The sequence below is a fragment of the Stenotrophomonas sp. SMYL86 genome (genome assembly GCF_036320025.1).
Classification (GTDB): Bacteria; Pseudomonadota; Gammaproteobacteria; order Xanthomonadales; family Xanthomonadaceae; genus Stenotrophomonas; species Stenotrophomonas maltophilia_A.
In genome coordinates, this window is sequence record NZ_JAWIRU010000013.1 from 78,459 (window position 1) to 105,116 (window position 26,658).

The 26,658-nt window shown below is 63.5% G+C and carries 31 protein-coding genes and 1 tRNA gene; 13 read left to right on the forward strand and 19 right to left on the reverse strand.

All coding sequences use genetic code 11. From position 1 onward, the window contains the following. Positions 1 to 76 precede the first annotated feature (76 nt). The 6 genes from V3B64_RS14755 to V3B64_RS14780 all read right to left on the reverse strand — a co-directional run bounded on the left by V3B64_RS14755 (position 77) and on the right by V3B64_RS14780 (position 5,815). A complete protein-coding gene (locus V3B64_RS14755) occupies positions 77 to 2,206 on the reverse strand; it encodes a YjbH domain-containing protein (RefSeq protein WP_329914363.1) in 2,130 nt (709 codons plus the stop codon). Then, the gene (locus V3B64_RS14760; protein WP_329914364.1) at positions 2,206 to 2,988 is read right to left on the reverse strand and encodes a capsule biosynthesis GfcC family protein; all 783 of its coding nucleotides are present in this window, start codon (positions 2,986 to 2,988) and stop codon (positions 2,206 to 2,208) included. The genes V3B64_RS14755 and V3B64_RS14760 overlap by 1 nt, the downstream gene beginning before the upstream one ends. After that, the gene (locus V3B64_RS14765) at positions 2,985 to 3,623 is read right to left on the reverse strand and encodes a YjbF family lipoprotein (RefSeq protein ID WP_329914365.1); all 639 of its coding nucleotides are present in this window, start codon (positions 3,621 to 3,623) and stop codon (positions 2,985 to 2,987) included. Before V3B64_RS14765 ends, V3B64_RS14760 begins: the two co-directional genes overlap by 4 nt. A 68-nt stretch (positions 3,624 to 3,691) precedes the next feature. After that, on the reverse strand, positions 3,692 to 4,798 hold the full coding sequence (locus tag V3B64_RS14770; protein WP_329914366.1) for a polysaccharide biosynthesis/export family protein: 1,107 nt from the start codon (positions 4,796 to 4,798) through the stop codon (positions 3,692 to 3,694). A gap of 89 nt (positions 4,799 to 4,887) precedes the next feature. Beyond that, a complete protein-coding gene (locus V3B64_RS14775; RefSeq protein ID WP_329914367.1) occupies positions 4,888 to 5,193 on the reverse strand; it encodes a hypothetical protein in 306 nt (101 codons plus the stop codon). 88 nt (positions 5,194 to 5,281) lie between these two features. Then, a complete protein-coding gene (locus V3B64_RS14780) occupies positions 5,282 to 5,815 on the reverse strand; it encodes a phosphatase PAP2 family protein (protein WP_329914368.1) in 534 nt (177 codons plus the stop codon). Between the two features lie 166 nt (positions 5,816 to 5,981). Here V3B64_RS14780 and V3B64_RS14785 point away from each other — a divergent pair. After that, positions 5,982 to 6,058 (forward strand) — tRNA-Arg (locus V3B64_RS14785). 100 nt (positions 6,059 to 6,158) lie between these two features. Here V3B64_RS14785 and V3B64_RS14790 read toward each other — a convergent pair. The 7 genes from V3B64_RS14790 to V3B64_RS14820 form a co-directional block, all read right to left on the reverse strand. Then, the gene (locus V3B64_RS14790) at positions 6,159 to 6,398 is read right to left on the reverse strand and encodes a tyrosine-type recombinase/integrase (RefSeq protein WP_329914393.1); all 240 of its coding nucleotides are present in this window, start codon (positions 6,396 to 6,398) and stop codon (positions 6,159 to 6,161) included. Positions 6,399 to 6,442: 44 nt separating this feature from the next. Further along, positions 6,443 to 6,997: a hypothetical protein gene (locus V3B64_RS14795; RefSeq protein ID WP_329914369.1), complete on the reverse strand. Its 555-nt coding sequence runs from the start codon at positions 6,995 to 6,997 to the stop codon at positions 6,443 to 6,445. Between the two features lie 146 nt (positions 6,998 to 7,143). Then, the gene (locus V3B64_RS14800) at positions 7,144 to 7,431 is read right to left on the reverse strand and encodes a hypothetical protein (RefSeq protein WP_329914370.1); all 288 of its coding nucleotides are present in this window, start codon (positions 7,429 to 7,431) and stop codon (positions 7,144 to 7,146) included. A 529-nt stretch (positions 7,432 to 7,960) separates the two neighbouring features. After that, positions 7,961 to 8,491, reverse strand: a complete 531-nt coding sequence (locus tag V3B64_RS14805; protein WP_329914371.1) for a hypothetical protein — start codon at positions 8,489 to 8,491, stop codon at positions 7,961 to 7,963. 320 nt (positions 8,492 to 8,811) lie between these two features. Continuing rightward, entirely contained in the window at positions 8,812 to 9,120 is a 309-nt protein-coding gene (locus tag V3B64_RS14810; protein WP_329914372.1) for a hypothetical protein, read from the reverse strand. Positions 9,121 to 9,469: 349 nt separating this feature from the next. Next, complete coding sequence (locus V3B64_RS14815; RefSeq protein WP_329914373.1) at positions 9,470 to 9,958, reverse strand: hypothetical protein; 489 nt, start codon at positions 9,956 to 9,958, stop codon at positions 9,470 to 9,472. 203 nt (positions 9,959 to 10,161) lie between these two features. After that, on the reverse strand, positions 10,162 to 11,052 hold the full coding sequence (locus V3B64_RS14820) for a dihydrodipicolinate synthase family protein (RefSeq protein ID WP_329914374.1): 891 nt from the start codon (positions 11,050 to 11,052) through the stop codon (positions 10,162 to 10,164). 108 nt (positions 11,053 to 11,160) lie between these two features. Between V3B64_RS14820 and V3B64_RS14825 the strand changes: the two genes are divergently transcribed. Continuing rightward, complete coding sequence (locus V3B64_RS14825) at positions 11,161 to 11,634, forward strand: GNAT family N-acetyltransferase (RefSeq protein WP_329914375.1); 474 nt, start codon at positions 11,161 to 11,163, stop codon at positions 11,632 to 11,634. Between the two features lie 7 nt (positions 11,635 to 11,641). Here the strand turns inward: V3B64_RS14825 and V3B64_RS14830 are convergent, their stop codons facing one another. Then, positions 11,642 to 12,199 (reverse strand): GNAT family N-acetyltransferase, encoded by a 558-nt coding sequence (locus tag V3B64_RS14830; protein WP_132809997.1) that lies wholly within the window; start codon positions 12,197 to 12,199, stop codon positions 11,642 to 11,644. Positions 12,200 to 12,345: 146 nt separating this feature from the next. On the opposite strand from V3B64_RS14830, the gene V3B64_RS14835 reads away from it, so the two are divergent. Then, positions 12,346 to 13,239 carry a helix-turn-helix domain-containing protein gene (locus V3B64_RS14835; protein WP_329914376.1) on the forward strand — a complete coding sequence of 298 codons (894 nt, stop codon included), beginning with the start codon at positions 12,346 to 12,348 and terminating at the stop codon, positions 13,237 to 13,239. Here the strand turns inward: V3B64_RS14835 and V3B64_RS14840 are convergent. Further along, the gene (locus tag V3B64_RS14840; RefSeq protein WP_329914377.1) at positions 13,187 to 14,017 is read right to left on the reverse strand and encodes a universal stress protein; all 831 of its coding nucleotides are present in this window, start codon (positions 14,015 to 14,017) and stop codon (positions 13,187 to 13,189) included. The two genes, V3B64_RS14835 and V3B64_RS14840, sit on opposite strands and share 53 nt — an antisense overlap. 171 nt (positions 14,018 to 14,188) lie before the next feature. Between V3B64_RS14840 and V3B64_RS14845 the strand changes: the two genes are divergently transcribed. Beyond that, a complete protein-coding gene (locus tag V3B64_RS14845) occupies positions 14,189 to 14,755 on the forward strand; it encodes a transcriptional regulator (RefSeq protein WP_049421338.1) in 567 nt (188 codons plus the stop codon). 31 nt (positions 14,756 to 14,786) lie between these two features. Here V3B64_RS14845 and V3B64_RS14850 read toward each other — a convergent pair whose 3' ends face one another. Then, the gene (locus tag V3B64_RS14850; RefSeq protein ID WP_010482617.1) at positions 14,787 to 15,146 is read right to left on the reverse strand and encodes a response regulator; all 360 of its coding nucleotides are present in this window, start codon (positions 15,144 to 15,146) and stop codon (positions 14,787 to 14,789) included. Continuing rightward, a complete protein-coding gene (locus V3B64_RS14855; RefSeq protein WP_032127429.1) occupies positions 15,136 to 16,272 on the reverse strand; it encodes a PAS domain-containing sensor histidine kinase in 1,137 nt (378 codons plus the stop codon). Before V3B64_RS14855 ends, V3B64_RS14850 begins: the two co-directional genes overlap by 11 nt. Positions 16,273 to 16,450: 178 nt before the next feature. Here V3B64_RS14855 and V3B64_RS14860 point away from each other — a divergent pair, with 178 nt between their 5' ends. From V3B64_RS14860 to V3B64_RS14880, 5 genes are all read left to right on the forward strand, one after another. Then, positions 16,451 to 19,561 carry a response regulator gene (locus V3B64_RS14860; RefSeq protein WP_121503138.1) on the forward strand — a complete coding sequence of 1,037 codons (3,111 nt, stop codon included), beginning with the start codon at positions 16,451 to 16,453 and terminating at the stop codon, positions 19,559 to 19,561. Next, a complete protein-coding gene (locus tag V3B64_RS14865; RefSeq protein ID WP_032127427.1) occupies positions 19,558 to 20,382 on the forward strand; it encodes a CheR family methyltransferase in 825 nt (274 codons plus the stop codon). Before V3B64_RS14860 ends, V3B64_RS14865 begins: the two co-directional genes overlap by 4 nt. Beyond that, positions 20,382 to 20,957, forward strand: coding sequence for a chemotaxis protein CheB (locus tag V3B64_RS14870; RefSeq protein WP_032127501.1), 576 nt, complete (start codon positions 20,382 to 20,384; stop codon positions 20,955 to 20,957). The genes V3B64_RS14865 and V3B64_RS14870 overlap by 1 nt, the downstream gene beginning before the upstream one ends. Further along, entirely contained in the window at positions 20,954 to 22,087 is a 1,134-nt protein-coding gene (locus V3B64_RS14875; protein ID WP_329914378.1) for a hybrid sensor histidine kinase/response regulator, read from the forward strand. The genes V3B64_RS14870 and V3B64_RS14875 overlap by 4 nt, the downstream gene beginning before the upstream one ends. An 83-nt stretch (positions 22,088 to 22,170) precedes the next feature. Then, positions 22,171 to 22,599, forward strand: a complete 429-nt coding sequence (locus V3B64_RS14880; RefSeq protein WP_032127425.1) for a BLUF domain-containing protein — start codon at positions 22,171 to 22,173, stop codon at positions 22,597 to 22,599. Positions 22,600 to 22,602: 3 nt separating this feature from the next. Here V3B64_RS14880 and V3B64_RS14885 read toward each other — a convergent pair whose 3' ends face one another. Further along, positions 22,603 to 22,923 (reverse strand): metalloregulator ArsR/SmtB family transcription factor, encoded by a 321-nt coding sequence (locus tag V3B64_RS14885; protein WP_329914379.1) that lies wholly within the window; start codon positions 22,921 to 22,923, stop codon positions 22,603 to 22,605. An 86-nt stretch (positions 22,924 to 23,009) separates the two neighbouring features. Here V3B64_RS14885 and V3B64_RS14890 point away from each other — a divergent pair, with 86 nt between their 5' ends. The 3 genes from V3B64_RS14890 to V3B64_RS14900 all read left to right on the forward strand — a co-directional run bounded on the left by V3B64_RS14890 (position 23,010) and on the right by V3B64_RS14900 (position 24,977). Further along, positions 23,010 to 23,447, forward strand: a complete 438-nt coding sequence (locus V3B64_RS14890) for a YeeE/YedE thiosulfate transporter family protein (RefSeq protein WP_329914380.1) — start codon at positions 23,010 to 23,012, stop codon at positions 23,445 to 23,447. Next, positions 23,444 to 23,857: a DUF6691 family protein gene (locus V3B64_RS14895; protein WP_329914381.1), complete on the forward strand. Its 414-nt coding sequence runs from the start codon at positions 23,444 to 23,446 to the stop codon at positions 23,855 to 23,857. The genes V3B64_RS14890 and V3B64_RS14895 overlap by 4 nt, the downstream gene beginning before the upstream one ends. A gap of 67 nt (positions 23,858 to 23,924) precedes the next feature. After that, positions 23,925 to 24,977, forward strand: coding sequence for a linear amide C-N hydrolase (locus V3B64_RS14900; RefSeq protein WP_032127421.1), 1,053 nt, complete (start codon positions 23,925 to 23,927; stop codon positions 24,975 to 24,977). Here V3B64_RS14900 and V3B64_RS14905 read toward each other — a convergent pair. After that, positions 24,974 to 25,753: a DUF6491 family protein gene (locus V3B64_RS14905; RefSeq protein ID WP_329914382.1), complete on the reverse strand. Its 780-nt coding sequence runs from the start codon at positions 25,751 to 25,753 to the stop codon at positions 24,974 to 24,976. The genes V3B64_RS14900 and V3B64_RS14905 overlap by 4 nt on opposite strands. Before the next feature lie 81 nt (positions 25,754 to 25,834). Here V3B64_RS14905 and V3B64_RS14910 point away from each other — a divergent pair, with 81 nt between their 5' ends. Further along, positions 25,835 to 26,533 (forward strand): AraC family transcriptional regulator, encoded by a 699-nt coding sequence (locus V3B64_RS14910; protein ID WP_049462025.1) that lies wholly within the window; start codon positions 25,835 to 25,837, stop codon positions 26,531 to 26,533. Positions 26,534 to 26,658 lie beyond the last annotated feature (125 nt).

The window sequence follows — 26,658 nt, forward strand, 5'->3', positions numbered from 1 at the left end:
CTTCGAGCTCATGCGTCTTGAATTATGACTTCGGGTGGCATCTTTGCGGATGCCACCCGTTTGCACATCAAGATAGTTACTTTTCGATGGCGTCTAGGTTGTCGAAGAAAAAGCCAGGATCTCTTTCTGAAGTCGCCTGATAGAGGCTGTAGCTTCGGGAGAGTCGAGCTCCGCCATCGCGATATAGCGGATTCCATAGGAAATTTGCTCGCGCCCGCGTGGATCTGGGTAGCATAAAGTCAAATGGAACGGAAACGTATATTCCCTTGTCGAAACTGCCTTCGCCGAAGTCCTGAGAAGATACGTCTGTTTTGGTTGCGTACGCGCCCATTGACACGCCATTGCTGAACGCGCGCGACAATGAAACTGTTGCGCCCCAGTCTTTCGCCAGGTAACGACCTGCACTGGTTGAAAATATAATCTTTCTTTCGTTGCCCAGCTGGTAATAGAAGGTGGCGTGACCTGTGGCGACGCTATAATCCCTAAAACTCAGTCTTTGATCGAAATCGCGTTGCTTTACCCAGTTCATCTCGGCGCCGATAGCCCATCGTTCACCGAGCGGCCTGTAGATTACTTCAGCCCCAAGGCCGCCATACATCGATTCAAAAAGACCCGCGTAGGCCATTCCGTACAAGTCGCTTCCGAGCTGCCGCGTGCTAGTAATTTGGAGGTTGGGGAGCGTAAGGTCGGCGGTCGTCAGATACTGTCGCACGTTTGTTCTGACGCGCGGGAGGTTGCTGGGTGCGTCATAACGAAACTTGTTGTAATTGTTGTACGCGTTATAGCTGACTGTTCCGCTCAGCCAGGTATTTCTCGTGAAATAGAATGTAGACGAATAAGTCCCTGCGATCTGGAATAGAATGAATCCATCCGGGCCACCTAGGGACTGTTGGTAGCCGATATTAAATCCGCCATCAAATCGGTGGATGGGAGTCGTATATACATTCGTCCGTCTTTGCAGTGCAGGCCGAGCTTGCTCGATGTGGCCTGCTAGCTGATTGAGTTCGATTCGACGATGGAGGTAATCATGGAATGCGTTTAGTTCCATGCTGGTTTCTACGATTGGAAGCCCCAAGCGAGTGTTCTGTATCGTGATCCAATTGATGTCTGAAGGAAGGTTTTGGGCGACAACGCGCGAGGCTCTGCCGAGACCTTGTGCGGGATAGAAGAATTTTCGTTGTTCGCCGGAAATGATAAGTTCCGAGCCGCGTCGGCTTATCTCGCTCACGCGCAATCCTGCGTTATCGCTTAGCTGGTCTGTAATTCGAGTCCAATCAATGCCGACATCCGGCGGTGTTCCTGCTGTTGCACGCGCGCCGGTGCCCCCGTCTATCGGAAGCGGGTCTAGTAGCTTGGGCATTGCTGTTGCCTTGGCTAGGTTCGCGTGAACGGTTATACCGAACATGGCAGTATCACCTCGCTCCCAACCGAGGTGAAGCTGAACGTTCTTGTTCAGTGCGTAACTCGCACCAATATTGATTGGGCTTCTCTGGCGAAAATTGTTCTGTTGCGGCTCATGCTTGTAGTCATTGCCGTCATACTCAACTTTAATCTGAAGCGGATCCCAGGGGGTTTGATACGCGATGCCGCCGAATACGCCAACGGGGCCTTGGAATACGCTCTTGCTGTTCAGCTTTCCCGCCTGTACACCAGATCGCCTTTCCTCGAACCTGTGATCAATGGCGGCCAAGGGGTTTCTGAAGTCGCCCCTATTACCGATATAGCCAGTTGCCAATCCCAGGCTGGCGTCAAAATCCCCAATGCGCTTACTTGCGACGACGTATTCGCTAGAAAAGAGTCCGGTGCCGCCAATGTCGCGAAAGCCTGCTGCAACTTCTGGTACCCAGCGGGACTCCCGGAGAAGGCGGAGTTTGAGGTCGATTGACTTGTCTTTGTTGCTCTGATTGCCGCTCAGCCACTCCGGCCCGTATCGTCGGTTGGAAACGGAAACGTAGCGAAAGGCTCCCTCTAGCCAAGGGAGTGGCTGAAGAACAACGTTGTATCGGCTGTTAGGGGTGGTGTAGCTTGCGGTAAAGCTTAGCTCTCCCTCATCAGCCATTCTTGCAGTTGGAGTCTGCAGTAGCCCGATGCCACCCCAGTCGCTCGCTGTCGGTACTGGGGGCGTCTGTGCATGTAGTGCAGTGCTGATGCTGATACTTATGAGCGCGATGCTCGTGCGCGTAAAGGGTGGGCGGCGGTGCTGCATTAGTGGCTTGCTCTGGGTGCCGTAAGCACCTGGGTGGCGAGGAAGCTGGCTGCTTCTTCATTGATGTCAGGGGCGATCGAACTAATCTGGTGTTCGTCCAATGGCACGAAGACTATGGCTCCTGGTGCAAGATGTGCAGGGGCGTCCTGGTTCCATAGGGCAATACCCAGCTTCTGTGCGCGGCCGTCTGGCTGGATCACGTACAGGTAGTCTCGACTGGCCGCTCGGCGGAGAGGTTCGCAACTGTTTCGGTAGGAGAGTGCGTCGCGGAGGAAGCTGTGTCGGAGCGTGCAGGGGCGAGTCACTGCGCCTGTTACCGTCACAGTCTCAGGGCGCGTGGGGTAGACAAGTTTGTCCCCGTCTAGTGCAGGGCGATCCTTTTGCGGGTTTGCCTCGAGCGCGCGTGGATCAAGCAATTGCACTTCACGACCAGTGATAGGTAGATCGGCGATTTGGTCGCTAACGGCACGCGCAGCATTTGCAAGATCCGCTGATTCTCGTTGCCCGGCGACGATCTCCAGGTCGAACAGCAGCCCGGCCTTTAGGCGAGTCTGCGACGGTGTGGCGCGTTGGCGCAGCAGGGCGGCACCCAGAAGATACGCATCTGAGGTGGGGGTAGCGCCCAGTGCGGCGACGCTCAGGCGACTTCCGGCTGGTATTGCTTGGCTGCCGCCGGTGCGGACATGGCCACTGACGTCTACGTGAATGGGCGCAGCGGCACTCGCGCCATAGCCCATGCCTATGCCTATGCCAAGCATGAGCGCTGTCAATCGCAGCATCATTGGGCTTTCAGGTCCTGCGAATAGGGCTTCAGCTGAATGATTTCCAGGCTGGTGTCGGGTGCAATGGCTTGCACGCTCTTCCAGATGAAGCCATTGGTAGGGTCTACCCAGTAGTCGTTGTTGCGGCTCCAGCCGCTGCCACGCAGTTGCTCGCGAACATGAAGCAATTCGCGTGATTTTCCAAGAATTTCAACCTTCTCGCGGCCCAGGGTGTTCAACGTGCCTGTGACTTCCATGCCGAAGCGGTAGCCGGGCATCACGTCGTAGCGCCGTTGTACTGTTGTCCCATTCGGCACCTGATGGAGTGCCCGGAACGGGGACGCGCCCTCAATATTCATCCCCTGCAGCTCTGGCAGGCCGCTATAGGTCCCGACGACCAAGCCATCGGTCAGATAAACGATGCTGCGATCAGCGCTGTACCACGCGCGGCGTTCACCGTCGACGTTACCCAGCACGAGTACTGCGCCGCCGGTGGGCCCGGTGACCTTTATCTGCGGATAGCGTGTCGCCGCAACCTCGGCTGCAGTCGGTTCTACATCGGGTTTGCCCTGAATGGCTAGCTGTACCGTCTTGATGCTAGTGCGACCGACTACGCCGCAGCCCGCCATCATCAGAACGGTCAATGCAGCCAGCATCCAAGCGGGCTGGAGTACAGCGAAACGTGCAAGACTGGCCAAAGCGCTCCCGCGCATGGTGAACCTCGTCAATTGTCCAAGTCGTTCTTGACGCTGGCGGCGTTGTTGATGATCGCGGTGAACGGCAGCAACTGGTTCACGAACCGGCTCCACCGCGTGACACCTGCGGCGCCGACGAAGACGACATCGCCAGGCTGCAGGCTGAACTGGCTTGCTGCGGCGAATGCTGCCGGCGAGCGTGCTTCAAGATGGAACACCTGAGATGGCGTGTTCTGCAGATCATTGGAGCCGCGAATGACATACACGGCGTTGCCGTTAGAAGTGGTCTGCAAGAGCCCGCGGGCGCGGCCCAAGGCCTGGCTGAGGGAGATGTCGCCCGTCTTGAAGCTCAGTGCGCCGGGCTGATTGACCTCTCCGACCACGAACACTTCCTTGCGATCCAGGTACGGCACGTAGATATGATCGCCGGCGGCCAAAAATACGTTGGTGTCGCCACCACCGTTGCGGCCCAGGCGATCCAGGTCGATGGTGTAGGTGGTGCCATCGCGCGTGAGGCGTACGCCAGACAGGTCTGCTTGGTTCGGGTCAAGGCCTGCTTGGCTAATGGCATCGCCCAACGTCAGGGGCACGACCGTGAGGGGCACTGTAGCGGGCTGACGCGAGGCGCCGGTAACCCACACGCGCTGACTCGCATACGTCAGCAGCGAGACATCGACCTGCGGTGCCTCGATATAGCGCGCGAGCTTGGAGGTCAGCTCTTCGCGGAGTTCGCCGGGGGTCTTGCCTGCCGCAGTGATCTTGCCGATGTAAGGGTAGAACAGAGACCCATCGGCCTGCACCGGGCGGCCGGCGGCATTGAGCTGCTGCTGCGCACCGGCCGGTACTGTCAGTTCGGGATGATCCCAAACCGTTATGTAGAGGACGTCACCGGCGCCAATGCGGTAGGGGGCGGGCTGGAACTGCGTTAACGCAGTCGGCAGCGCTGGCGTAGTGTCCGATGCACGATCCATTGCGATCAGCTTCGGCGTGATGGGAATCAACTCGATCTGATCGTTTCCGAGGGGCTGGTCGTCGCGGGCCAGTACGCTTGAGCGCATATGCTGGCCAGGAGCCCACATGCAGCCTGACAGGGTAAAGGCGATTGCCGTCATGGCAACGAGACGCTTGCAGTCCATCGAGAATTCATCCTGGCCCTGACGGGCATGAAAAAACCCCCGCCGAACTGACGCCCGGCGGGGGCGGGGGTACATCTTCGGTCGACCGATCAGTTGGTGCCGGTGGTGCCGGTAGTGCCCGTCGTGCCGGTGGTGCCGGTCGGCGGGGTGGTGCCACCGCCATTGTTGTTACCCGCATCGTCCTTGCTGCTGTCGCTGGCAATGCTGTAGACAACAGCGGCGGCAGCAACACCCAGGCCAACGGTCGCAACCGTGGTCAGGGTGCCAGTGGCGGCAGCGCCGGCGCCTTCAGCACCGGCAGCAACTTCGGCGGCCGGCTGGGCAGTCGGGGCTTCCTGTGCGAATACCGGGGAGGACAGACCCAGCAGGGCCAGAGCGGCAATCATCTTCTTCATCTACGGGGTCTCCTACTCCGTGAGGGAAATTTCCGCAGCCATCGTCGCCAATTGGAGGGTGTTATGTCAAGAAATCTGAATGTCGGCATTACGAACTGTGACGTTGCATGACTTCCGTACGCCCTGAGAGCCATTTCGCGAGTTCCACGACCAGCTGATGGGTCTGCATCTGCGGCGCAGCCGTTGGAAGCACGAGCCCCGCGACCAAAGCGGCAGCGAGAATCCACGCATGCGGCCTCGCTGGAAGGGGGCTGGATCGCAGACTCCACGCCGCTGCGCTCAAGCCCAGCGTCAGGCCTGCGACCACCTCCGAGAGACTGTGGGCATGCAATGGAATGCGGGATGAGCCAATCAGCAGTGCCAGGATTGCCCCTGCAGCAAAGCCCGCAGTTCTCGCTGGTCTTGTGGTTCCCGCCAACAGGGCCCCGGCCACCGGATAGATAGCGCTGGACATCGCGGCATGCCCTGAAAATCCGGTGAAATCGATGCTGGCCATGCCCAGGCCCCAGCCCATGTAGGCAAGCTTGCTTGCGAGGGTCAGCGCCGCCGTGAAGGCAATAGCCGTCAGTGCAAGCCACTTGAATGCCGAGCGGGGAAGGCTGATCAGCAGGATGGCGATCATGGGCAGCAGCCAGCGGCTGTCACCCAGGCTCGATAGCAGTGTCCAGACGTCAGGCATCTGATTTTGAATGGGTAGGGGCAGGGGATCATAGCGACACCAGCTCCGTTCCACTGCCTCCCGCGCTTGGTCCATTCAGCCAGACGCGGTATCCTTGCCAGCTGCCAATGGCCCCGTAGCTCAGCTGGATAGAGCGTCCCCCTCCTAAGGGGAAGGTCGCCCGTTCGAATCGGGCCGGGGTCGCCATAATCAACAACTTGCGGAAGGCGATATCTCTCCGCTGGCCATATCAGGTCATCAAAAGGCACCTGTTGGTCACAGTGGTCACAGTGGTCACAACGGAGAATCAATAGGTTAGCTTCGCCACTGCGCCGTCATCGCCCTCAGGGGTCAGGTGCGCGTAGTACTTCTCAGTAGTCGCGTAGTCAGCGTGCCCGGCCAGGATCTGCACCCTGCGAAGAGGCACCCTGGCCATGACCATATGAGCGCAGAACGTGTGCCTCAGGCGGTGAAGACTCCCGCCAACCCCTGCTGCCGTCGCGTCATCCTTGAACCAGTCGCTCACTGTGTCCCTGTAGGCACTCACCAGTGGGTCGGGGAGGGTGGATAGAGCTGCGGCCGCATGGGTGTTCAATCGAACCTCCCGCCACTTCCCAGACTTCGTGCGCCCATCGCCTCCTCGCCCGGGTCACTCTCGACCAGCAGGTGCACAGCGACCAAGTTCTCGTGCCGCAGGTGCATCGGGTCACCGCGCCTGATCCCGGTATGTGCCATAAACCGCCACAGATTCGCCCGGGCGGCATTGGCTGCATAGAGCTGCTGCATGGCATCGGCGGTATAGAACCGGACGGCCACGCCACGGACGCCGCGCGGTGACTGAGTCTTCTCCAGCGGGTTGAAGTCCAATTCCATCCACCTCACGCCACGCCGCAATGCTGCCTGCAGCCCGCGCACTTCCTTGCCCACGGTCTCAGGTACCACCTTGCTCTTGGTTGGTCGGTCCGTCTTGTAGGACTCCATCTCCATCGGACGCATGGTGTCGATGGGGCGGTGGCCGAAGCAGGCAATGAACAGCGGAACCTCGCTCTTGGCCTTTCCGGGCGTGGTGGGGTGCTCGGCCTTGTACCAGTCCAGGTATGCCTCCAGAAAGTCCCTGGCGGTGGGTAGCTGGGGGCGGATGCACACTCCATGGGTCAGTTCCGCTTCTTTCGCTGCTCGTACGCCCTCAGCCTCGCGTGGGCTGACGCGACCAATGGCGATACAGCTTCGCTTGCCGCCTTCCCGCCAGTTGAGGCGCGTGGCGCCATCGCGCCAGAAGATTGTGATCTTGATTATTGCTTGGAGCAGTAGATCGCGGAGTAGAGGGCAGCCTGATCGTAGAGCTTCTTGCCCATGAAATTTCGGGGTTCGACGCCGTAGTCGGCGATGTTCGAATCGAACTGGCTACGGGATACGCTGCAGTAATGCGCGTCCTCGTCTACGGTCAGCCCTCCCGGCGCAGCATCACCAGCGTGCTCACAATCGTAGTGAACCCGTGCCTGAGTAGTCTCGTGCATCCGCTGGCGGATAGCGCCATTGTCACGCGCTCTGGGCGTGAAGGAGAATGCCGAGCGCGACATCGACACGATCCGCAGCGTACACCGCTCATTGCCTCCAAGTCGCTCCAGCCGCCGCCGCACCTAGGCACGCTTCTGGGCAGGCCTCAGAGCTTTTTGTGACCACCTCCTGTAGCATCGCCTCGTCGGGGCTCCGGTCGACCACCAGCTGCTTGAGCTTGCGGTTTTCCTCCTCCAGCAACCTCAGCCGCTTGATCTCGGACGGACCCAACCCGCAGTACTCCTTGCGCTGCACGTAGTACGCCGTCTCCGCAATGCCCAGCTTGCGGCAGACCTAACCGACCGCCATCCCTAGCTCGACCCACTTGAGCGCTTAGGTAATCTGCTCCTCAGTAAAACGGGACTTCTTCATCGCCTGATTCCTCGTGATCCACGGGGTCATGTGGGGCGAAGTCTTTCCTTTACGCTGGCCCGGCTTCTCGGGGTGGATCAACCTGATCACCTTCGCGCAGGCCTGGGCCGTGGAAAACAACGTGCGCCTGAGCGATCAGGCTCCGAAGCGACTGCAGAGGTATGCGGCATGAGGCACTACTTAGACGAATAAAAGCACGAACCAGTGCTTCCGGCGCCAATGCTTAAGGATCCTTTTCAACGCCTCATGATGATGGGAAAGACCGTCTGCCGTGGAACCAATCTTACTAATGAATTTTTCATTGCTGCGCTGATCGGGATGAGAGCTGGCGGTAATCCAATTTCCTTGGATGCTATTGGATGCCCTCACGATCTGACTGAGTGCGGGAAGAAGGTTCGCAGGGGTTCCTGGATTGATCTTGTGGCTTTCGCAAGCGTTATGCGCGGCGATGAACTCCACGGGAACTGTTCCCACCGCGTTTTCGAGGTCAGCCACAGCGTCCTTGAAGTATTGGCAGATCGTATTGACCTGGTTAACGCAGTCAATAACCGATCGAAGGCGCTCCAATTCGTCAATTCTGCGCATCCTGATCGGAACGTAGAACGCGCAGAAGAGGGCGGCTATTGCTGCTCCGACCTGCAGCCAAGCAGTCACTTCAACCTGACTGAACTGGGAGAGGGCGATCGTTTGATCGGCGCTTTGTATGACCATGACGAGTCCTTTTGTTGGGAGGCATAAGCGTGAAGCGCTGCCGCTCTACCAGCAAGCCGACGGTTGCCCAAGCAGTTCGCGGAGTCAGCAAGGGAGGGGGGAGTCAGCGTGATCCAGCTGATACGCGGAGAGGTGACCCGACTGGGCGAGCGAGTAGTACGGATGTCCGAAGCCGTCGCCGGCACCATCGAGCTTGATTCGCATGCCCAACTACGAGCCGAGGTCGCAGGAGCTCTTGTTCAAATCGGGCGTGGCGCCGACAACCACGTCCGAACATGCCAAGTCGCAATTTGGACCTACGTAAGTCCCTGACGAGCGCGCTATGCCTCCTCTTTGATGAATTCAACGGTCCCATTCTTCCGATCTACCTCTTCTCGACACCTCTCCGGCTCTGCTTGGGCCGCCTTGATGGCCTGCTCCGAAATGTAGTCGGCCTCACACATGTCGGCAACGCAATTGCTGAGCTGCTTGGCACGTTTCGTCTGATACCAGACGAAACCCTGATATGAGGTGGGGATACGCAAAAGGGCTTCCATTACCCACAGTATCGCCTTGTATTTCAAGGTAATTCTCATGGACTGTTTATCGGCCGATTGCTTCTTGAGCTTGAGGGTTGCCGTTCGGCTCATCACGCGAGCATGCAATGAAAGGATCCGAATATCCCCGGCCGCCTCTCTCCTCGAAGCAGTAGCGCTTCGTACAGGAGTGCCTGACGGACCTCTTTGGTATGCGGGCGGCCATCCGTGCTGGCTACTGCGAGAGCGCCGCCATGCGGCGGGGATCGCGGTTGCTGATTGAATCGAATCATCCTGCTGAAGGTGGCCCTGTCCTTGGGCTTCGATTCCATGGAGATAGGAGAATTCGCCACCTCCCTAAAGGCGTCACCACTTGGATCGTTGACCACTACGCGCACGTTACGTTGGATGAGGTTCGCGCGAAATCCAGAGGCTGGCCGGGCAAGTCAGGAGGGGCGTAATGCTACTCACGTCCTGCAGGAGCCCCATTTCGGCCTTCCAGCTTGTCCACTACGATCTGGCGCTGTGCCTGTAGTCGTTTGCACTCATCGTAATGGGGGATCTTGCTATCTGCGCGTCCTTTTGCAGAGTCGCAGATCTGAACAACCTCGTTGTTCCATGAAAAATGGCTGACAACGGTGATCACGGATACGCCAAGCATTGCCAGAAATGCATAGAGCGCCAGCGCAGAAAATCTGGCCAGCCAGCCCTTCCCTTTCACTCGATGCGTCAGCCCCTCTTCAAAGCGAAGAACCGCAAGCACCATCCAGAGGCATGCTGTCATGGCGCATGCAATAAACACGTGTTGCTCCCAATGTTGTGGGCCATCGATGGTCTCCGTCCGGCTAGCAACCAGTCCTGCAGATGCTATGGCTACAGCAAGCGCCCAATTCCTTCCAAGTTCAAGAATTCCTTCAAGGAAGTAGCTTCGGGTGATGTTCTCTTCAGTCATCTGCTTTTGGCCTCCTGATTTGGGCCGAATTCACCCATAAACCAGTCGCAAGGCCTGCGACTGGGAGTGACGGACTGGCGCGCGCCAAGATCGCGAAAGCACCTGCTCCCCAGTAGCCGCTGCGCCAAAGGGGAAGGTCGCCCGTTCGAATCGGGCCGGGGTCACCATCTTCCGCAGGCGCATGGCAGCTGCACTCCGGGGCTCTACAACAACCCCAGCCCACCCAGCACCGCGTCCACCTCCTCGCGCTCACCGTCCCGCAGCCCCTGCAACGGCAACGGCAGGCAGTTCTCGCTGCACAGCCCCAGCAGCGCCGCCGCGCAGGCCATCACGCGAATCCCGCCAAACCGGTCGTACAGCGACCACAGCGACGCCAGCCGTGCGGAGAGGGCAATCGCACCTTCCTCATCGGCGTTTTCCACGGCCCGCACGATCTGCAGCGCAACCTCGGGGAACAGTCCGGCAGTTACCGAATACCAGCCATCGCACCCCGCCAGCAGTCCACGTACGGCCGACGCGTCACCGCTGACGCCCAGCGTCACATGCGCAGGAACGCACGCGCGGAGTGCGGCAACGCGCGCGACAGCCTCGGCGGGATCATCAGCAAGGCGCGGAATCTTGATCGAGGCGATGTTCGGTAGCGCGGCGATCCGGCCATGCAGTGCATCGGAGAAACGGAAGTGCGTGGTGCCGGGGTTGTCATAGACGCAGATGGGCGTGCGCACCGCCGCGCATACGGCTTCAAAAAGCCCTTGCACCTCATGGTCCTTCAGAGGCTGGTAGGACACCGGGGCAAGCAGCAGGCCTGCAGCACCTGCATCCTCCGCATCCAGCGCCAGCTCCAGCACATCGCGGGTACGCAGTGCACCGATGCCGGCGATGACCGGTACGCCTCCTGCGTGCGCCAGGGCTTCGCGCAGCACGCGCTTGCGCTCGTGCTTCTCCAGATAGGCGTAGCTGCCAGTGGAGCCAAGCACGCCCATCGAATCAACATCGGAATCGGCCAGGCGCTCGATCAGTCCGGCAAACGCACGAAAGTCGATGCCGGCTTCAGAGAGCGGGGTCAGTGGAAACGCGCTGAGGCCTTTGAACATGGGATCTCCCGAAGGGGGAATGGGCTGGACGCCTGGAATTGTTTATTGTCCTATGACAAAACTCAAGTGTCGCCACGCAGCGTGTCTAATCGTCACGAATGACGCACCATGCGGGTCATGAAACCAAGCCTTTGCGCCGTCCAGCCTTCCCACTACGCCACCATTGCCGATTGGCTTGATTCCGCCGAGGCCACCCAGCGCTGGGCGGGCCCCGGCGTGCCGTTTCCCTTGCCGCAGGAACGGTTCGCGCAGGTGCTCGAACTCGGGCTGCGGCCGGGCTGGGCGCTGCTTGACGAGCAGGGCCAGTGCCTGGGCTTTGGCCAGTACTGGATGACCGACGCCGGTGCCGCGCACCTGGGCCGCATCATTGTTTCCCCGCTGGCACGCGGGCGCGGCCTTGGCCGGCTGCTCATGCAGGCCTTGAGTGCACAGGCCATGCGCGAAGCCGGTGTGCAGCGCCTCACGTTGCGCGTCTATCGTGACAACGCAGCTGCCGTGGCCCTGTATCGCGACCTCGGCTTCCAGCAGGTTGATGCGTCCTCGACGCCGGAACTTCTGTTCATGCAGCGCACGTCGGCCTGAACTTCGCTCATGCTGGCAAGGTGGCCTGCAGGGCAAACCATTGCTCGCGGGTGATGCGGCTGATGTGCTCGGTGCGGTAGTCGCCGAGGAAGCTGTTGAACTTGTTCACTTCGGTATGGTGATGCTGGAAGCCGCATTTGCTCTGCGCGCTGAGCGATTGCAGGTTGTCAGCGAAGTAGCCGCACCACAGTGCGTCCAGTTCCAGTTGCATGAAGGCGTGCCGCATCACTTCGCGCACCGCTTCGGGCACCAGTCCGCGGCCCCAGTACGGAACGCCGATCCAGTAGGCGATCTCACCCTCTCGATCGCTGATCTCGAAGTTGCTGTCGGTGCCGATCAGGATGCCGACACAGCCGATCGCGTGGCCGTCCTCGCGGCTCTGCAGCGCGTAGACCTCTGGCCGGTTGAAGACGGTGCGGATGATTTCGGTACTTTCCTCAACGCTGGTGTGCACCGGCCAGCCGGCGATGGGGCCCACGCGCGGGTCGCGGGCGTACTCGTACAGATCGGCAGCGTCGGTGTCGCGCCAGGGGCGAAGGATCAAGCGTTCGGTGTGCAGCTGCATGTCAATTCCACGGGAACAAAGAGAGTGCACAGGCTAGGTCGCCAGGCGCGATCGGCCCAGAGCGGGACCTTGATGGTTTCGGTACTTTTCACAACGGGTGGCCGAGCCCGGGTATGCTGGGGCCCGGAATACAGCCGGGTCGGCCCATGGATCGCGTACCCCAGCTCCTGGACCAGGACGAATCCATGCGCCTGGAGGTCAGTACGCTGGCCGAAGGGCAAGGCATCCCGTTGTCGTTCGGCCACGCTTATCTGGCGGTGCTGGTATGCGTATCGGGGCGCGCACGCTTTGCACTGAACTTCCGCGAGGTAGCGGTGCAGCGGCACGATGTGCTGGTGCTGGCAGAGGACACGCTGGCGCTGCTGCGGCAGCGCTCACGCGGCTTTCTGGCGGTGGTCTGCCTGATGCCCAAGGCGCTGGCATCGGAGGTGGCCTATGTGCTTCCCAATGCACTGTTCAAGTTCCTGCACGATCAGCCCCACTGCGTGCCGTCGCCGCTGGACGTGCCGCTGCTGCAGGGCTGGCTGCAGCAGTTGATGGATGCACAGCACAATGGCGGCCGCTATCGTCACGTGATGCTGCGCAACCTGCTGCAGACGTTCTTCCTCAAATTCGCAACGCTGTTGCCGGCGCGCGGTGTGGCCGTGGCGCAGGTCAGCCGACGCGAGCGCTTGGCCTGGAATTTCTGGGAACTGGTCGGTGAGCGCAGCACGCGCCAGCGCGACGTGCAGTCCTATGCCGACGCGCTGTGCATCACCCCGTTCTATCTTGCGCAGCTGACCCGCGAGTGCTTCGACGAAACGCCTAAGGCGTTGATTGATCGCCAGGTGGTGCTGGAAATCAAGGCGCTGCTGACCTACAGCGAATTGCCGATCGGTCGCATCGCCGAGCGCCTGTGCTTCGAGGATGCATCCTACCTGTGCCGCTACTTCCGGCGGCACACCGGGCAGTCGCTGACCGGCTATCGCCGGGCAGGGCAGGGCGGTACTAGTGCGACACGAACAAGGGCGCCGGTACTTCGGCCAGCAGATCCTCGGTGACCCCGCCGAGCACACGCTCGACCACCCGGCTGCGGCTGTAGGGGCCCAGCACCAGCAGGTCGGCGTCGGCATCGAGCACGTGCTGGCGGATGGTCGCGGCAACGCCGCCCTGGCTTGAACTGATCGCCTGGATCTCTACTTCGACGCCGTGCCGCGCCAGGTGCTGGGCCATCTCGGCGCCAGGTGTGGCCTCGGCCCTGGGCGTGTCGACCATCAGCAGGTGCACCGCTTTTGCACGTGCGAGCAACGGCAGCGCATCGGCTACCGCACGGCGTGCCTGCTTGCTGGCATTCCAGGCCACCACGATGCGATGGCCGACCTGGTCGCCATGCCAATGCGGTGGCACCAGCAGCATCGGCACGCCGGTCTGGCGCAGCGTTCCCAGCGGGTGCCAGCCAGAAGGGGCGCCGGGAGTACGCGGATAGCCGGCGATGATCAGGTCGCAGTACAGCGACTGCAGGGCCAGGTCGGCGCCGCCCAGATAGTCCGAGACGATGCGCAGTTCGGTGCTGATCTGCAGCGGCTCGGACACGGCACGCAGGTTCTGCATCAGCTGCGCGGTGCAGGCGGCATCCGCGCGCGCCTCGTGGTCGAGTGCGGCGGCGATGCCGGCACCGCGCGCGAAGCCGTTGGCGATGTCGGTGGGATGCTGGGCGGTGGAGACCGCGACCAGATGGGCCTGCTGTGCCTGCGCCAGATGGGCGGCGATGTTGAGAACGCGGTCCCCGGTGTCGCTGGCGTCGAACAACACAGCGATATCGCGTAGTGGATGCAGCATGGCGTTGTCTCCTTCGATGCCTGTGACGCGTTCCCTGCCGTGCACCGACCCGGGTGCACCGGACGCATCCCTGTTTTAGCGCATCGGTGATCGGAATGAATCATCGTTGATTCAGTTTATTAATTGGTGATTCATGCTAGCGTGAGGGCGAACCCACACCTCAGCGCTTTCATGCGACCTGCTGCAGCACGCACCCGCCGCGACCTGCCCCACGCGCTGGCGGCCACCCTGGTCAGCCATCCGCGCTGCACCCTCAGCGAACTCGCGCGCGGGGCGGGTATCAGCCGCGCGACCCTGTACCGGTTTGCGCCCACCCGGGAGGCGATCGACGAGGCACTGTTCGCGGCCGGCTTCGAGCGCGTGGAAGCGGCGGCGGTCTGGTTCGATGAGGGCGGTGATGCACACCACGTGCTGGAGCAGGTCACCGCCACGCTGCTGGCGGACTGGGAACTGGTAACGCTGCTGTTCGCGCGGATGATGGAAGAGCAGCAGCGCCAGGGTGACCTGCATCTGCTGCCGGAGCGCTGGGCGCCGATCGGCGAGCGCTTCGAGGCCTTCTTCCTGCGTGGTCAGGCGGCCGGAGAGTTCAATGTTGGTTTCACCGCAGTGTGGCTCGCGGACTTCTACTGGACCTGCTTCTACGGCATCACCTGGTCACTGGCGCGCGGTCGGCTGGCGCCGGCAGCGGCAGCCTCTACGCTGCTGGCTTCGTTCCAGCGGGGGGCGATGACGGGTTGACCGCAGGGCCCTGCTGCCGGGGCACCGTGCCTTACGCTTGCTTCAACAACTGCACCAACTGGCGCAGCCGATACGGCTTGGGCAGGAATTCCACCTGTTCCGGCAGGGGCGGCAGTTGCGAGCGCGCATAACCGGACGACAGGATCATCCGCGCCTGCGGCTGTTCGCGCGCCACATGCTCGCTCAGTTCGATGCCGGACATGCCGTTGGGCATGCTGACGTCACTGAACACCACGTCGAAACGCGCTTCGCCCTTCAGCAGGGCGGCGGCCTCATGCGCATCGGCGGTCGTGGCCACGTCGATGCCGAGGTCGCGCAGGGCCAGGCCGATCATTTCACGCAGATCGGTCTGGTCTTCCACCATCAATACGCGGATCGGGTCATCGGTCATCGGCAGGGTCCTCCATTGCGGGGAGCAGCAGGCTGACCGTGGTGCCGACACCGGGCGTGGTGGACACGTCGACGAAGCCGCCGCTCTGGGTAGTGAATCCGAACACCTGGCTCAGGCCCAGGCCGCTGCCTTTGCCGATGTCCTTGGTGGTGAAGAACGGCTCGGTCGCCCGTTCGGCGATGTCGGCCGCCATCCCGTGGCCCTCATCGCAGACGCTGAGGGTGACATAGCCACGTTGCAGCGTGGAGTCCGCATCCGGGTCGAGGCGATGCTCCAGTGCAGTGCCGATCAGGATGCGGCCGCCTTCAAGGGTAGCATCCGCGGCATTGGCGACCAGATTGGCCAGCGCCGTCTGCAGCTGCAGCGCATCGGTGTTGATCGCAGGCAGGCCGGGCGCCAGCTGGGCATCCAGCACCACCGTGGGCGGGCAGGCGCGTTGCAGGTCCGGCAGCCACTGCCGTATCAGCGCATTGATATCCAGTGGTTCGCGGATCAGGGTCTGGCCGGTGCTGAAGGCCAGCAGCTGGCGGGTCAGCAGCGCACCACGATCGGTCGCGGTCTGCGCCGCATCAAGCAGCTCGGCGGCGCGTGCATCGTCACCGTTCACGCGCAGGGACAGCAGGTCCAGGGCGTTGCCGATGGTGGTCAACAGATTGTTGAACTCGTGCGACAGCCCGCGGCTGAGGCGGCCGACGGTCTCGAACTGTTGGGTATTGCGCAGCGCACGCTGGGCATCACGCAGCAGCCGCTGTGCCTGCCACTGCTCGGTGATGTCGCGGGTGATCTTGACGAAGCCGAGCAGCTCGCCTGCTTCGACGACCGGCTCGATGACCACGCTGGCACGGAAAGACGAGCCATCGCGGCGCACCCGCCAGCCTTCACTGGCGACGTGACCGTGCTGCGCTGCGAGGCGGAGCAGGCGCTGCGGTTCCCCGGCTTCGCGATCGGCAGCCAGATAGAAACGGCCAAAGTGCGTGCCGACCACTTCACCGGCTGAATAGCCCTTGATGCGCTCCGCGCCGGGGTTCCAGCTGCAGACGATGCCATCAGGATCAAGCAGGTACAGCGCATGGTCGCGCACGCTGTCGATCAGCAGTCGCAGTTGGCGGGAAGGGTCCGTCAGCACGGACGTCGTAGAAGCAGCTGCGTCCACGTGGAAATGAGCATTACCCCTGGGAGGGACGTGAAGCTAGGCAGTGCAGTGTGAAGAGTGCGTGCAGGCGCGGCACGTGCCAATGGTCCTGTGCGGCTGAATACGACACGGAGTACCATCACCCACCCTTTGTGCTCTGGAACCGACCTGCATGCGTCCTGGTGCGACTACGCGTGACCGCTGGATCTGGATGACCTCCGCCGTACTGCTGGCAGCGACCATTGCGTTGGAACTGGTGGTTCCGCTGGGCTACGCCGTCTGGCTGGCGTACTTCCTCGCTGTCGGCGTCACGCTGTTCCAGCGCAGTGCACGCGCGCCGTTCATCGTGGCCGTCGTCGCCTGCATCCTGTTGATCATCGGCTACAACGTTGCCCCGGCCAGCTCCAACTCGGCGTTCTCGTTCGTCAACCGCAGCATTGGCGGGTGTGCGTTCCTGATGATCGCGCTGATCGTCTCCCGCGCCATCCAGGCGCGGCGCGAAGCGATGCGCGCGCTGTGGCTGCAGGAGGCCGAGAACGCGGTGGCGATGAGCCTGCGCGGTGACCTGGGTCCAGAGCAGATCGCCGAGGCGGCGGCAACCAGCCTGGGGGCTCAGCTGCAGGCCGATGTCGCCGCCGTCTACCGTCTGGAAGGGGGAAGACTGCAGCTGACCGGCGGTCTGGCGTTGCCGTCCGGTATGCCGGCGTCGCTGGCATTGCAGGAGGGCGTGGCCGGGCAGGTGGCACGGGACGAACGCATCCGCCACCTGCATGGGGGGGATGATGCGGTGCTTGAGCTGCAGACCAGCCTGGGGCGGTTGCCGGTGCGCGAGCGCATCCTGGCGCCGATCAGCAGCGATGGTGCGGTGGTGGGCATCATTGAACTGGGACGCACCCGCGCCGGCGAACAGGATCGACTCGATGTCGAGCTGCTGGAGCGCTGTGCCGAGACCATCGGAATGGCGCTGCGTGCCTCGCTGCTGCGCGCACAACTGGTGGTACTGCTGGAGGAATCCCAGCGCCAGGGTGAGGAGCTGCAGGCCCAGCAGGAAGAGCTCCGCGTGGCCAATGAGGAACTGGAAGAGCAGAGCCGCAGCCTGCTGCAGTCGCAGAGCCATCTGGAAGAACAGCAGGCCGAGCTGGAACAGAGCAACGTCCAGCTGGAAGAGCGCACCCACGAGCTGGAGGCGCAGAAGCAGGCGCTGCTGGTCGCGCAGAGCCAGCTGGTGCGCAACAGCAACGAACTGGCCGCCACCTCGCGCTACAAGTCCGAGTTCCTGGCCAACATGTCGCATGAACTGCGCACGCCGCTGAACAGCTCGCTGATCCTGGCCAAGCTGCTGGCCGACAACAAGGACGGCACGCTCACCGAAGAACAGGTGAAGTATGCGCGCGCGATCCTGTCGTCCAACAACGATCTGCTGGCGCTGATCAACGACATCCTGGACCTTTCGCGCATCGAGGCCGGCCACGTCGAGCTGGCCGATGAAGTGGTGGTGACGGGCAGCGTACTGCAGCGCCTGCGTGAGACCTTCGAGCCGATGGCGCGGCAGAAGGGCCTGGCCCTGCAGATCGAGGCCGATGCGCTGGCGCCGAGCCAGCTGGTGGTCGACAGCCAGCGCCTGCAGCAGATCCTGAAGAACCTGCTGGCCAATGCGGTGAAGTTCACCGAGCATGGGAAGGTCAGCCTGCACGTGCGTGCGGGCGGTCAAGGACGCATCCGTTTCGAGGTCTGCGACAGCGGTATCGGCATTGCCCGCGAGCAGCTGCAGGTCATCTTCGAAGCCTTTCGCCAGGCCGATGGCAGCACCCGCCGCCGCTACGGTGGCACCGGCCTGGGCCTGTCGATCTCGCGCGATCTGGCCGAGCGCATGGGTGGCAGCATCCAGGTCGACAGTGAACCGGGTCGCGGCAGCTGCTTCATCCTGGAACTGCCGTTGCAGGGCGCGCCGGTTTCGGAACCGGGCGAAGTGCCTGCCGCCGCCTCAATAGCGCCTGCGCCGCAGCCTGCGCCGCCGATCGCTGCGCGCACCGCTGTCGCACCGACCGTTGCATCCGTGGCGCCCGTCACCGCCAGCGTGGCCGATGACCGCGGCCGTCGCCAACGCGCCGGCCGCTTGATCCTGGCCGTCGAGGACGACGCCACGTTCGCCGAAGCGCTGGTGGCCCTGGCCCATGAACTGGACTTCGACTGCGTGGTGGCCGGGACTGCCGAAGAGGCACTGACCCTGGCCAGCGAACTGCGCCCCAACGGCATCCTGCTCGATATCGGCCTGCCGGACGTGTCCGGCCTGAGCGTGCTGGAGCGCCTGAAGCGCAACCCCGATACCCGGCATATCCCGGTGCACGTGGTTTCGGCGATGGACCGCAGCCAGGTGGCGCGCGAGCTGGGTGCGATTGGTTTCGCGATCAAGCCGACCACGCGCGAGCGGCTGGTGACGGCCATCGAACAGCTGGAACAGACCAGCCAGCGCGACGTGCGGCGCCTGCTGATCGTCGAGGACGACAGCGAGCTGCGCCACAACCTGGAACTGTTGCTGGGCCGTGATCAGCTGCAGATCGTTGCAGTGGGAACGCTGGCCGGCGCGCTGGAGCAGCTCAGCACGGTCACCTTCGACTGCATGGTGATGGACCTGTCGCTGCCCGACGGCAGCGGCTACGACCTGCTCGAGCACATGGCCGGCAATGATGATGTCGGCTTCCCGCCGGTGATCGTCTATACCGGTCGCGCGCTCGGCCGCGAGGAAGAGCAGCGCCTGCGCCGCTATTCGAAGAGCATCATCATCAAGGGCGCGCGTTCGCCCGAACGCCTGCTGGATGAGGTCACCCTGTTCCTGCACAGCGTGGAAGCCAGCCTGCCCACCGACCAGCAGCGCCTGCTGCGCGAGGCCCGCCGTCGCGACACCGTGCTCGATGGCCGTACTGTTTTGCTGGCCGAGGATGACGTGCGCAACATCTTCGCGCTGTCCAGCGTGCTTGAGCCGCTGGGCGTGACGCTGGAGATCGCGCGCAACGGCCAGGAAGCGGTGGATCGCCTGGCTGAGCGCGAGGTCGACCTGGTGCTGATGGACATCATGATGCCGGAGAAGGACGGCCTGGCCGCGATGCGCGAGATCCGCGCGCAACGTCACCTGCAGGACCTGCCGATCATCGCGCTGACCGCCAAGGCCATGCCCGATGACCGCGAGCGTTGCCTGCAGGCCGGTGCCAACGACTACATCGCCAAACCCATCGACGTCGACAAGCTGGTCTCGCTGTGCCGGGTCTGGTGCTCGCGGCAATGAACGAACAGGCGTTGTTCGACCTGGAGCTGAAGGTCCTGCTGGAAGCGCTGTACCAGCGCTACCACTACGATTTCCGCAGCTATGCGGTGTCGTCGCTGCGCCGGCGCATGCGCCAGGCGATGCAGCGCTATGAGTGCGAACGGCTGGTCGACCTGCAGTACCGGCTGCTGCACGAGCCGGAGCTGTTCGCCCAGGCCATGCAGTTCTTCACCGTGCAGGTCTCGGAGATGTTCCGTGATCCAGCGTATTTCCGTGAACTGCGCGAGCAGGTGGTGCCGGTACTGCGCACCTATCCCTCGGTGAAGCTGTGGGTGGCCGGTTGCAGCACCGGTGAGGAGGTGTGGTCGCTGGCGATCCTGCTGCATGAGGAAGGCCTGCTTGATCGCAGCATCGTCTATGCCACCGACATCAATCCGGCCGCGTTGGCCACCGCCGAGGCGGGCGCCTATGGCATCGACCGGATGGCCCAGTTCAGCCGCAACTACCTGGCGGCCGGTGGCACGGCGTCGTTGTCCGACTACTACGCCACGGCCTACGACGGCGCGGTGTTCGACCGTCAGCTGCGCCGCAACGTGGTGTTCGCCGACCACAGCCTCGCCACCGATACCGTGTTCTCCGAAGTGCACCTGGTGTCGTGCCGCAACGTGCTGATCTATTTCAACCGCGATCTGCAGGACCGCGCGGTCGGCCTGTTCCGTGAGGCGCTGGTGCATCGAGGCTTCCTCGGTCTTGGCAGCAAGGAATCGCTGCAGTTCGGATGCCACCATGACGCCTTCGAGGTCTGTTCGCGCGAGCACCGCCTGTACCGGAAGGTGGCCTGATGGCGCTGCCGGCGCGTCCTGCCGTGCTGGTGATCGGCGCGTCTGCCGGTGGCGTGGCGGCCCTGCAGGCGGTACTCGGTGCGCTGCCGGCGACGCTGCAGGTGCCGGTACTGGCCGTGCTGCACCTGCCGCGTGACCGCACCAGCCGCATCGCCGAGGTGCTGGCGCCGTACTGCGCGCTGCCGGTGCGCGAAGCTGAAGACAAGCAGCCGTTGCAGCTGGGCACGGTGACGTTCGCGCCGCCGGATTACCACCTGCTGGTGGAGGACGAGGGGGCGGTGGCGTTGTCGGTGGATGCGCCGGTGCTGTTCTCCCGTCCGGCCATCGATCCGCTGTTCGACTCCGCTGCTGCGGTGTTCGGCAGGCGGGTATTGGCCCTGCTGCTGACCGGTGCCAGCAGTGATGGAAGCGAGGGCGTTGCCGCCGTGCGCCGTGCCGGTGGCCGTGCCTGGCTGCAATGTCCCGAGGAAGCCGAAGCGTCGATGATGCCGGCCTCCGCCCTGCAGTACGCCGGCGCCGATGCCGTGCTGCCCCTTGAACTGATGTGTCGCCGCCTGAAGGAGTTGTTTGCATGAACCTGCTGCCACCGGACCCTGCGCAGTCGCAGTCCCCGGTCAACCTGCTGATCGTCGATGACGTACCGCAGAACCTGGTGGCCATGCGGGCGCTGCTGCAGCGCGAGGGCGTGAATCTGCTGCTGGCCGGCTCCGGCGCGCAGGCGCTGGAGCTGCTGCTCGAGCACGAGGTGGCACTGGCCCTGCTGGACGTGCACATGCCGGAGATCGATGGCTTCACCCTGGCCGAACTGATGCGCGGTTCGCATCGCAGCCGCGACGTGCCGATCATCTTCCTGACCGCCTCCCCGGATGATCCCCTGCGCGTGTTCAAGGGCTACGAGAGCGGTGCGGTCGATTTCCTGCACAAGCCGGTGGCGCCGCAGGTGATCCTGAGCAAGGTCAACGTCTTCATTGAGCTGTACCAGCAGCGGCAGCTGCTGAAGACGCGCAACGAGGCGCTGGAACGCGCGCTCAAGCTCAACGAAACAATGGCGGCGGTGCTGACCCACGACCTGCGCACGCCGCTGTCGGCGATCCTGCTGTGCAGTGACAAGCTGGCGATGGAGATCCCGCAGGACAATGCGGGCGCGCAGCAGACCCTGCAGTACCTGGAGGCAAGCACTCTGCGCATGGCACGCATGGTCGAACAGCTGCTGGACTTCTCACGGATCCGCAGCGGTGGCCTGCACCTGCAGGCCAGTGCCTGCGATCTGGCCGACGTGACCCGCGCGGTGGTGGCCGAAGCGGGCAGCGCGCATGGCGCGGACCGGATCCATCTGGACATGCACGGCGATACGCGGCTGCAGGGCGATCTGGACCGTCTCGGCCAGGTTGCCGCCAATCTGGTCGGCAACGCGCTCACCCACGGCAGCGAGGCGAGGGTGGAGGTGGACGGGCGCGATCCGCGCAGCGTGCTGCTCCGGGTCAGCAATGCCGGCCGGATCGACGACGCGCTGCTGCCGCGGCTGTTCGAACCGTTCAAGGCCAGCTTCCACCAGAGCAAGGGCCTGGGGCTGGGCCTGTACATCGTCGATCAGTTCGTGCGTGCGCACGGGGGGCGCATCGCAGCGCGCAACGAGGCCGGGCAGGTGGTGTTCGAAGCGCTGCTGCCGAGACGCGCAGAAGGGCTGCCTGCAGCGGCAAACTGAATTCTTCAGGAAACATCCACGGGCGCTGAGACGGACTCGTCCGCAACTGCTACCGTGGGTGTACATCTTGTCAAGGAAGCACCATGCCACTGCGTGCCATCGCCTACGTCAGCCAGGCGTTGCCGGATCTTTCCGCTGAACGGTTGCAGGCGCTGGTCGACGATGCCGCCCGCTTCAACAAGATGGCGGGCGTGACCGGTGTGCTGCTGCATGACGGCGGGCGATTCCTGCAGTACATCGAGGGGCCGCCGGACGGTATCGATTCGGTGTACGAGCGCATCCTGCAGGCCGGCAGCCATGTCGACATCATCGAGCTGGCGCGCGGCCGCCTGGGCCAGCGTCAGTTTCCGTACTGGTCGATGCGCGCGTTGCCGGTGGATGCAGCACTGCTGCGCCAGCTTTCGGCCAGCGACTGGTCGGGTTTCAGCCGGGCGCTGGAAGGTGATCGTTCGGCGCCGACCCCGGTGGATCTGCTCGACAACGTCGTGCAGCCCGCCCTGCACGCCGGCTGAGCGTCAACGCGAAGTGCCACCGCAGTAGGCGGCATGCAGCGCCTGCAGCACGCCCAGTGCGGGCCCTTCAATCACGCGGTAGTGGATGGTCTGCGCTTCGCGACGCGTCGCGACGATATCCAGTTCGCGCAACACCGCCAGATGCTGTGACAGCGCCGATGCGCTGAGGCCGGTCAATGCCTGCAGTTCCGGTACTGGTGCCTCACCTTCGACCAGGCGGCACAGCACGCGCAGCCGCGCAGGATGGGCCAGGCTCTTGAGCAGCGTTGCAGCCTCTGCGGCGTGTTCGGCCATGGCGGCGCTGTCGAGCGGGGTGCGGGCCATGGTTGACCTTTTTGTTTAGAAGTGTCTAATTTAGATAAATCTAAATCAAAGGGCAATCCCATGAGCGGCGTGAAGGAGGGCAGGGCGTGAACCTGCCATGGACTGCGGTGGCTGGCGGGGCGCTGATCGGCGCCGCCGCGGTGTTGCTGCTCGCCACACTCGGGCGCGTAGCGGGTATCAGCGGGATCGCCGCGGGCAGCCTGCGCGCAGCGGAAGGCGAGCGCGGCTGGCGCTGGGCATTCCTGCTGGGCCTGCTCACAGCAGCGGGGCTGGTGCTGTGGTGGCAGGCGTTGCCCGAGGCCTCGCCACGCGTGCTGCTGCGCGATGCCTTGCCGGCCTGGCAGTTGATCGGCGCCGGCCTGCTGGTGGGCTTCGGCACGCGCCTGGGGAGTGGTTGTACCAGTGGTCATGGCGTCTGTGGCATGGCCCGAGGCTCGAAGCGCTCGCTGCTGGCAGTGCTGGTGTTCATGGCTTGCGCGATGCTGACCACGTTCCTGATCCGGCACGGCGGAGGCCTGGCATGAGTCGCGGGGTATGGGCCGCCGCTGTGTCGGGTGCGCTGTTTGGCGCTGGGCTGGCGCTTTCCGGGATGACCGACGCGCGTCGCGTGCTCGGCTTCCTCGATGTCGCCGGTGATTTTGATCCGACGTTGATGTGGGTGCTGGCCTCGGCGCTGCTGGTCAGTGCCGTCGGGCAGCGCTGGGTGCTGCGACGCGCGCGTCCCGGGTATGCGGCCCGCTTCCAGCTGCCCACCGCACGTGATGTCGATGCGCGCCTGCTGCTGGGCGCCGCGCTATTCGGTATCAGCTGGGGATGGGCTGGTTACTGCCCCGGACCGGCCATCGCCGGGCTGGCTGTCGCATCGCGTGAAGCGCTGTGGTTCGTGCCTGCCATGGTGGTGGGCTTCTGGCTGCACGATCGCTTCGTGCGCTGAGGCTTCACCCCTGTGTCACCATGGATCGGGTCAGATCGACGGACCACGGGGAAAGGAGCGTAACGACATGGCACGGATGAAGTGGAAGGGAAAGGCAATGCTGGCCATGGCGCTGGCATCTGCGATCACGCCGGCACTGGCCTGCACGCGTGCGGTGTATCGGGGCGACAACGGCGATGTGATCACTGCGCGCTCGATGGACTGGAAGGTCGATGTGGCGACCAACCTCTACGTGTTGCCGCGTGGCATCGCACGCACCGGCCTGGCCGGTCCGAAATCGCTGGCCTGGACTGCGCGCTACGGCAGCGTGGTGGCCACCGGCTACGACGTGTCGACCACCGATGGCATGAACGAGAAGGGGCTGGTGGCCAACCTGCTGTGGCTGGTGGAATCGGAGTATCCGCAGCAGCGTGGCAACAAGCCGGGACTGGCGATCTCGCTGTGGGCGCAGTATGTGCTGGACAATTTCGCCACCGTGGACGAGGCGGTCGCGGCGCTCAAGCGTGAGCCGTACTCGATCGTCACCGACAAGGTGCCGGGCGAAGACCGCCAGGCGACGCTGCACCTGTCGCTGTCCGATGCCACCGGCGACAGCGCCATCGTCGAGTACATCGGCGGTCGCCAGGTGATCCACCATGACCGGCGCTATCAGGTGATGACCAATTCGCCGATCTTCGAGCAGCAGCTGGCCCTCAACAGTTACTGGCAGCAGATCGGCGGCACGGTGATGCTGCCGGGCACCAACCGCTCCGCCGATCGTTTCGCGCGCGCCTCGTTCTACATCAACGCCATACCCAAGGCCGAAGACCCGGTGGAGGCGCTGGCCAGTGTGTTCAGCGTGATCCGCAATGCGTCGGTGCCGTATGGCATCACCACGCCGGGTGAGCCGAACATCTCATCCACGCGCTGGCGCACGGTGGCCGATCACAAGCGGCGGCTGTACTTCTTCGAGTCGGCGTTGACCCCGAACACCTTCTGGGTCGATCTGAACAAGGTCGATTTCGGCGGCCAGGTGCTCAAGCTCGATCTTGGCAAGGACCAGCGCAATACCTTTGCCGGCGATGCACTGGGCCAGTTCGTGCCCAGCGCACCGTTCACCTTCCTGGGCGTCGACGGTTAGTTCGACGCCTGGCTGGAGGCCGGGTAGACCGCCTCGATCGCGCAGCTGCCGCGGGTGTACTGCGGCAGCGGGGCGATGCTTTCACCGCGCAGATCGTCTGTCTCGAACTCGGCAGTCATGATCCGATCGCCGGGATTGCCACAGATCAGGCCGTTCTGCAGGCCCGAGTGGAAGCTCAGCTGCGGCGCACGGTCGAGCTGGCGGCAGTGGCTGCCGAGTTCGACCCGGTAGTAGCGGTGGCCGCCATTGCGGCGCGGATTGGTCTCCACCAGCATGCCCTGCGGGTCGGATGACCAGGCACGCACGTTGCGGGTGGCAAAGCAATACGACGGTGAGCCGCCGAAGCTGCGGCGGATTTCCCTGCGCTCGCGGATGGTCACGGCGGGCAGGGTGGCCGTGCGCCGGCGGTCGCTGTCGCGGGCGACGCTGGCGTAGTCGCGATCCTGCAGCGGGGTGACCGCACTGACGGCGCAGCGGCGGCCGTCGACCACGACGCGTTCGCTGGGACGACCACAGGCCCAGCCGGCAGGTGCTTCCAGCTTCAGCGAGGTAGCGCCACGGACGCCGGGGCAATCCTCGCTGAAGTCGATGCGATAGGCCTGTCCGGAGGCGGCGCGCAGTGCGATCGAGCGCGGTGATGCCTGCTCCACTTCCTGCACGCCGACCGCGTCCATGCAGTGCGGGGCCGGGGGCGTACGCTCCTGTGCGGACGCCGAAGCTGCGAGCGCCAGGCCGAGGCTGCTGGCGAGCACCAGTGACACCTGCCGATGGGTCATGTCCTGCACTCCCTGCGTTGGATGACGGATCGACTATAGCAGCGGTTTGCACGGCCGTTGCTACACGCGCACACTGCGCGGATGGGCGCCATCTTCCATCTGCGGCACTACGGCCAGGCCACCGGCCTGGATCGCCATGACTACGCGCAATGGGTGCTGCCGCTGCAGGGCGAACTGCACTTCGAGATGGAAGGCCGCGGTGGCCGCCTGGACCTGCTGCAGGGGGTTTTCGTTGCGGCCGGCGAAGCGCATGACCAGATGGCCGATGGCCCGAACGGTTTCGTGATCGTCGATTGTCCTCCCGGCGTGCTTGATGACGGCACGCAGGAGCATCTGTGCCGGCAGCGCTGGCTGCACCTGCCGCATGCGCTGCGACAACGCCTGGCGGGCGTGCAGGACGGGCAGCCGATGCCGGCCCTGCTGCCGCAGCTGCTGCAGGTATTTGCACCGGCCGGCAGTGGCGCGCGCATGCAGGGACTGTGTGCGGCAGTGCAGGCCGATCCGGGCCAGGCGTGGCCGGTGGCGCGCATGGCCGCGTCTGTCGGGGTCAGCGAGAGCCGGTTGCACGCGCTGTTCCAGCGTGAGTTCGGGCTCAGTCCGCAGGCCTGGCTCAGTGCAAGCCGGTTGCGCTGGGCCAAGCACCAGCTGCGCACCAGCACGGCGCCGATCAGTGATATCGCGCTGGCCGCAGGCTATTCCGAGCAGAGCGCACTGACCCGCGCGCTGCGCCGTGAGTGTGGGCAGACCCCCGCCGCGTGGCGCAGGAACGCCGGACTGTAGCGTCGAGCCATGCTCGACGGCTTCTGCACCGGCCACCTCGCGAACGGCAGTCGAGCATGGGGCGCCGCTACAAAGGCGGGCGGGCAGTAGCCTCGGTCAAGAGCGCCCAGCGGCCAGCGCTTACA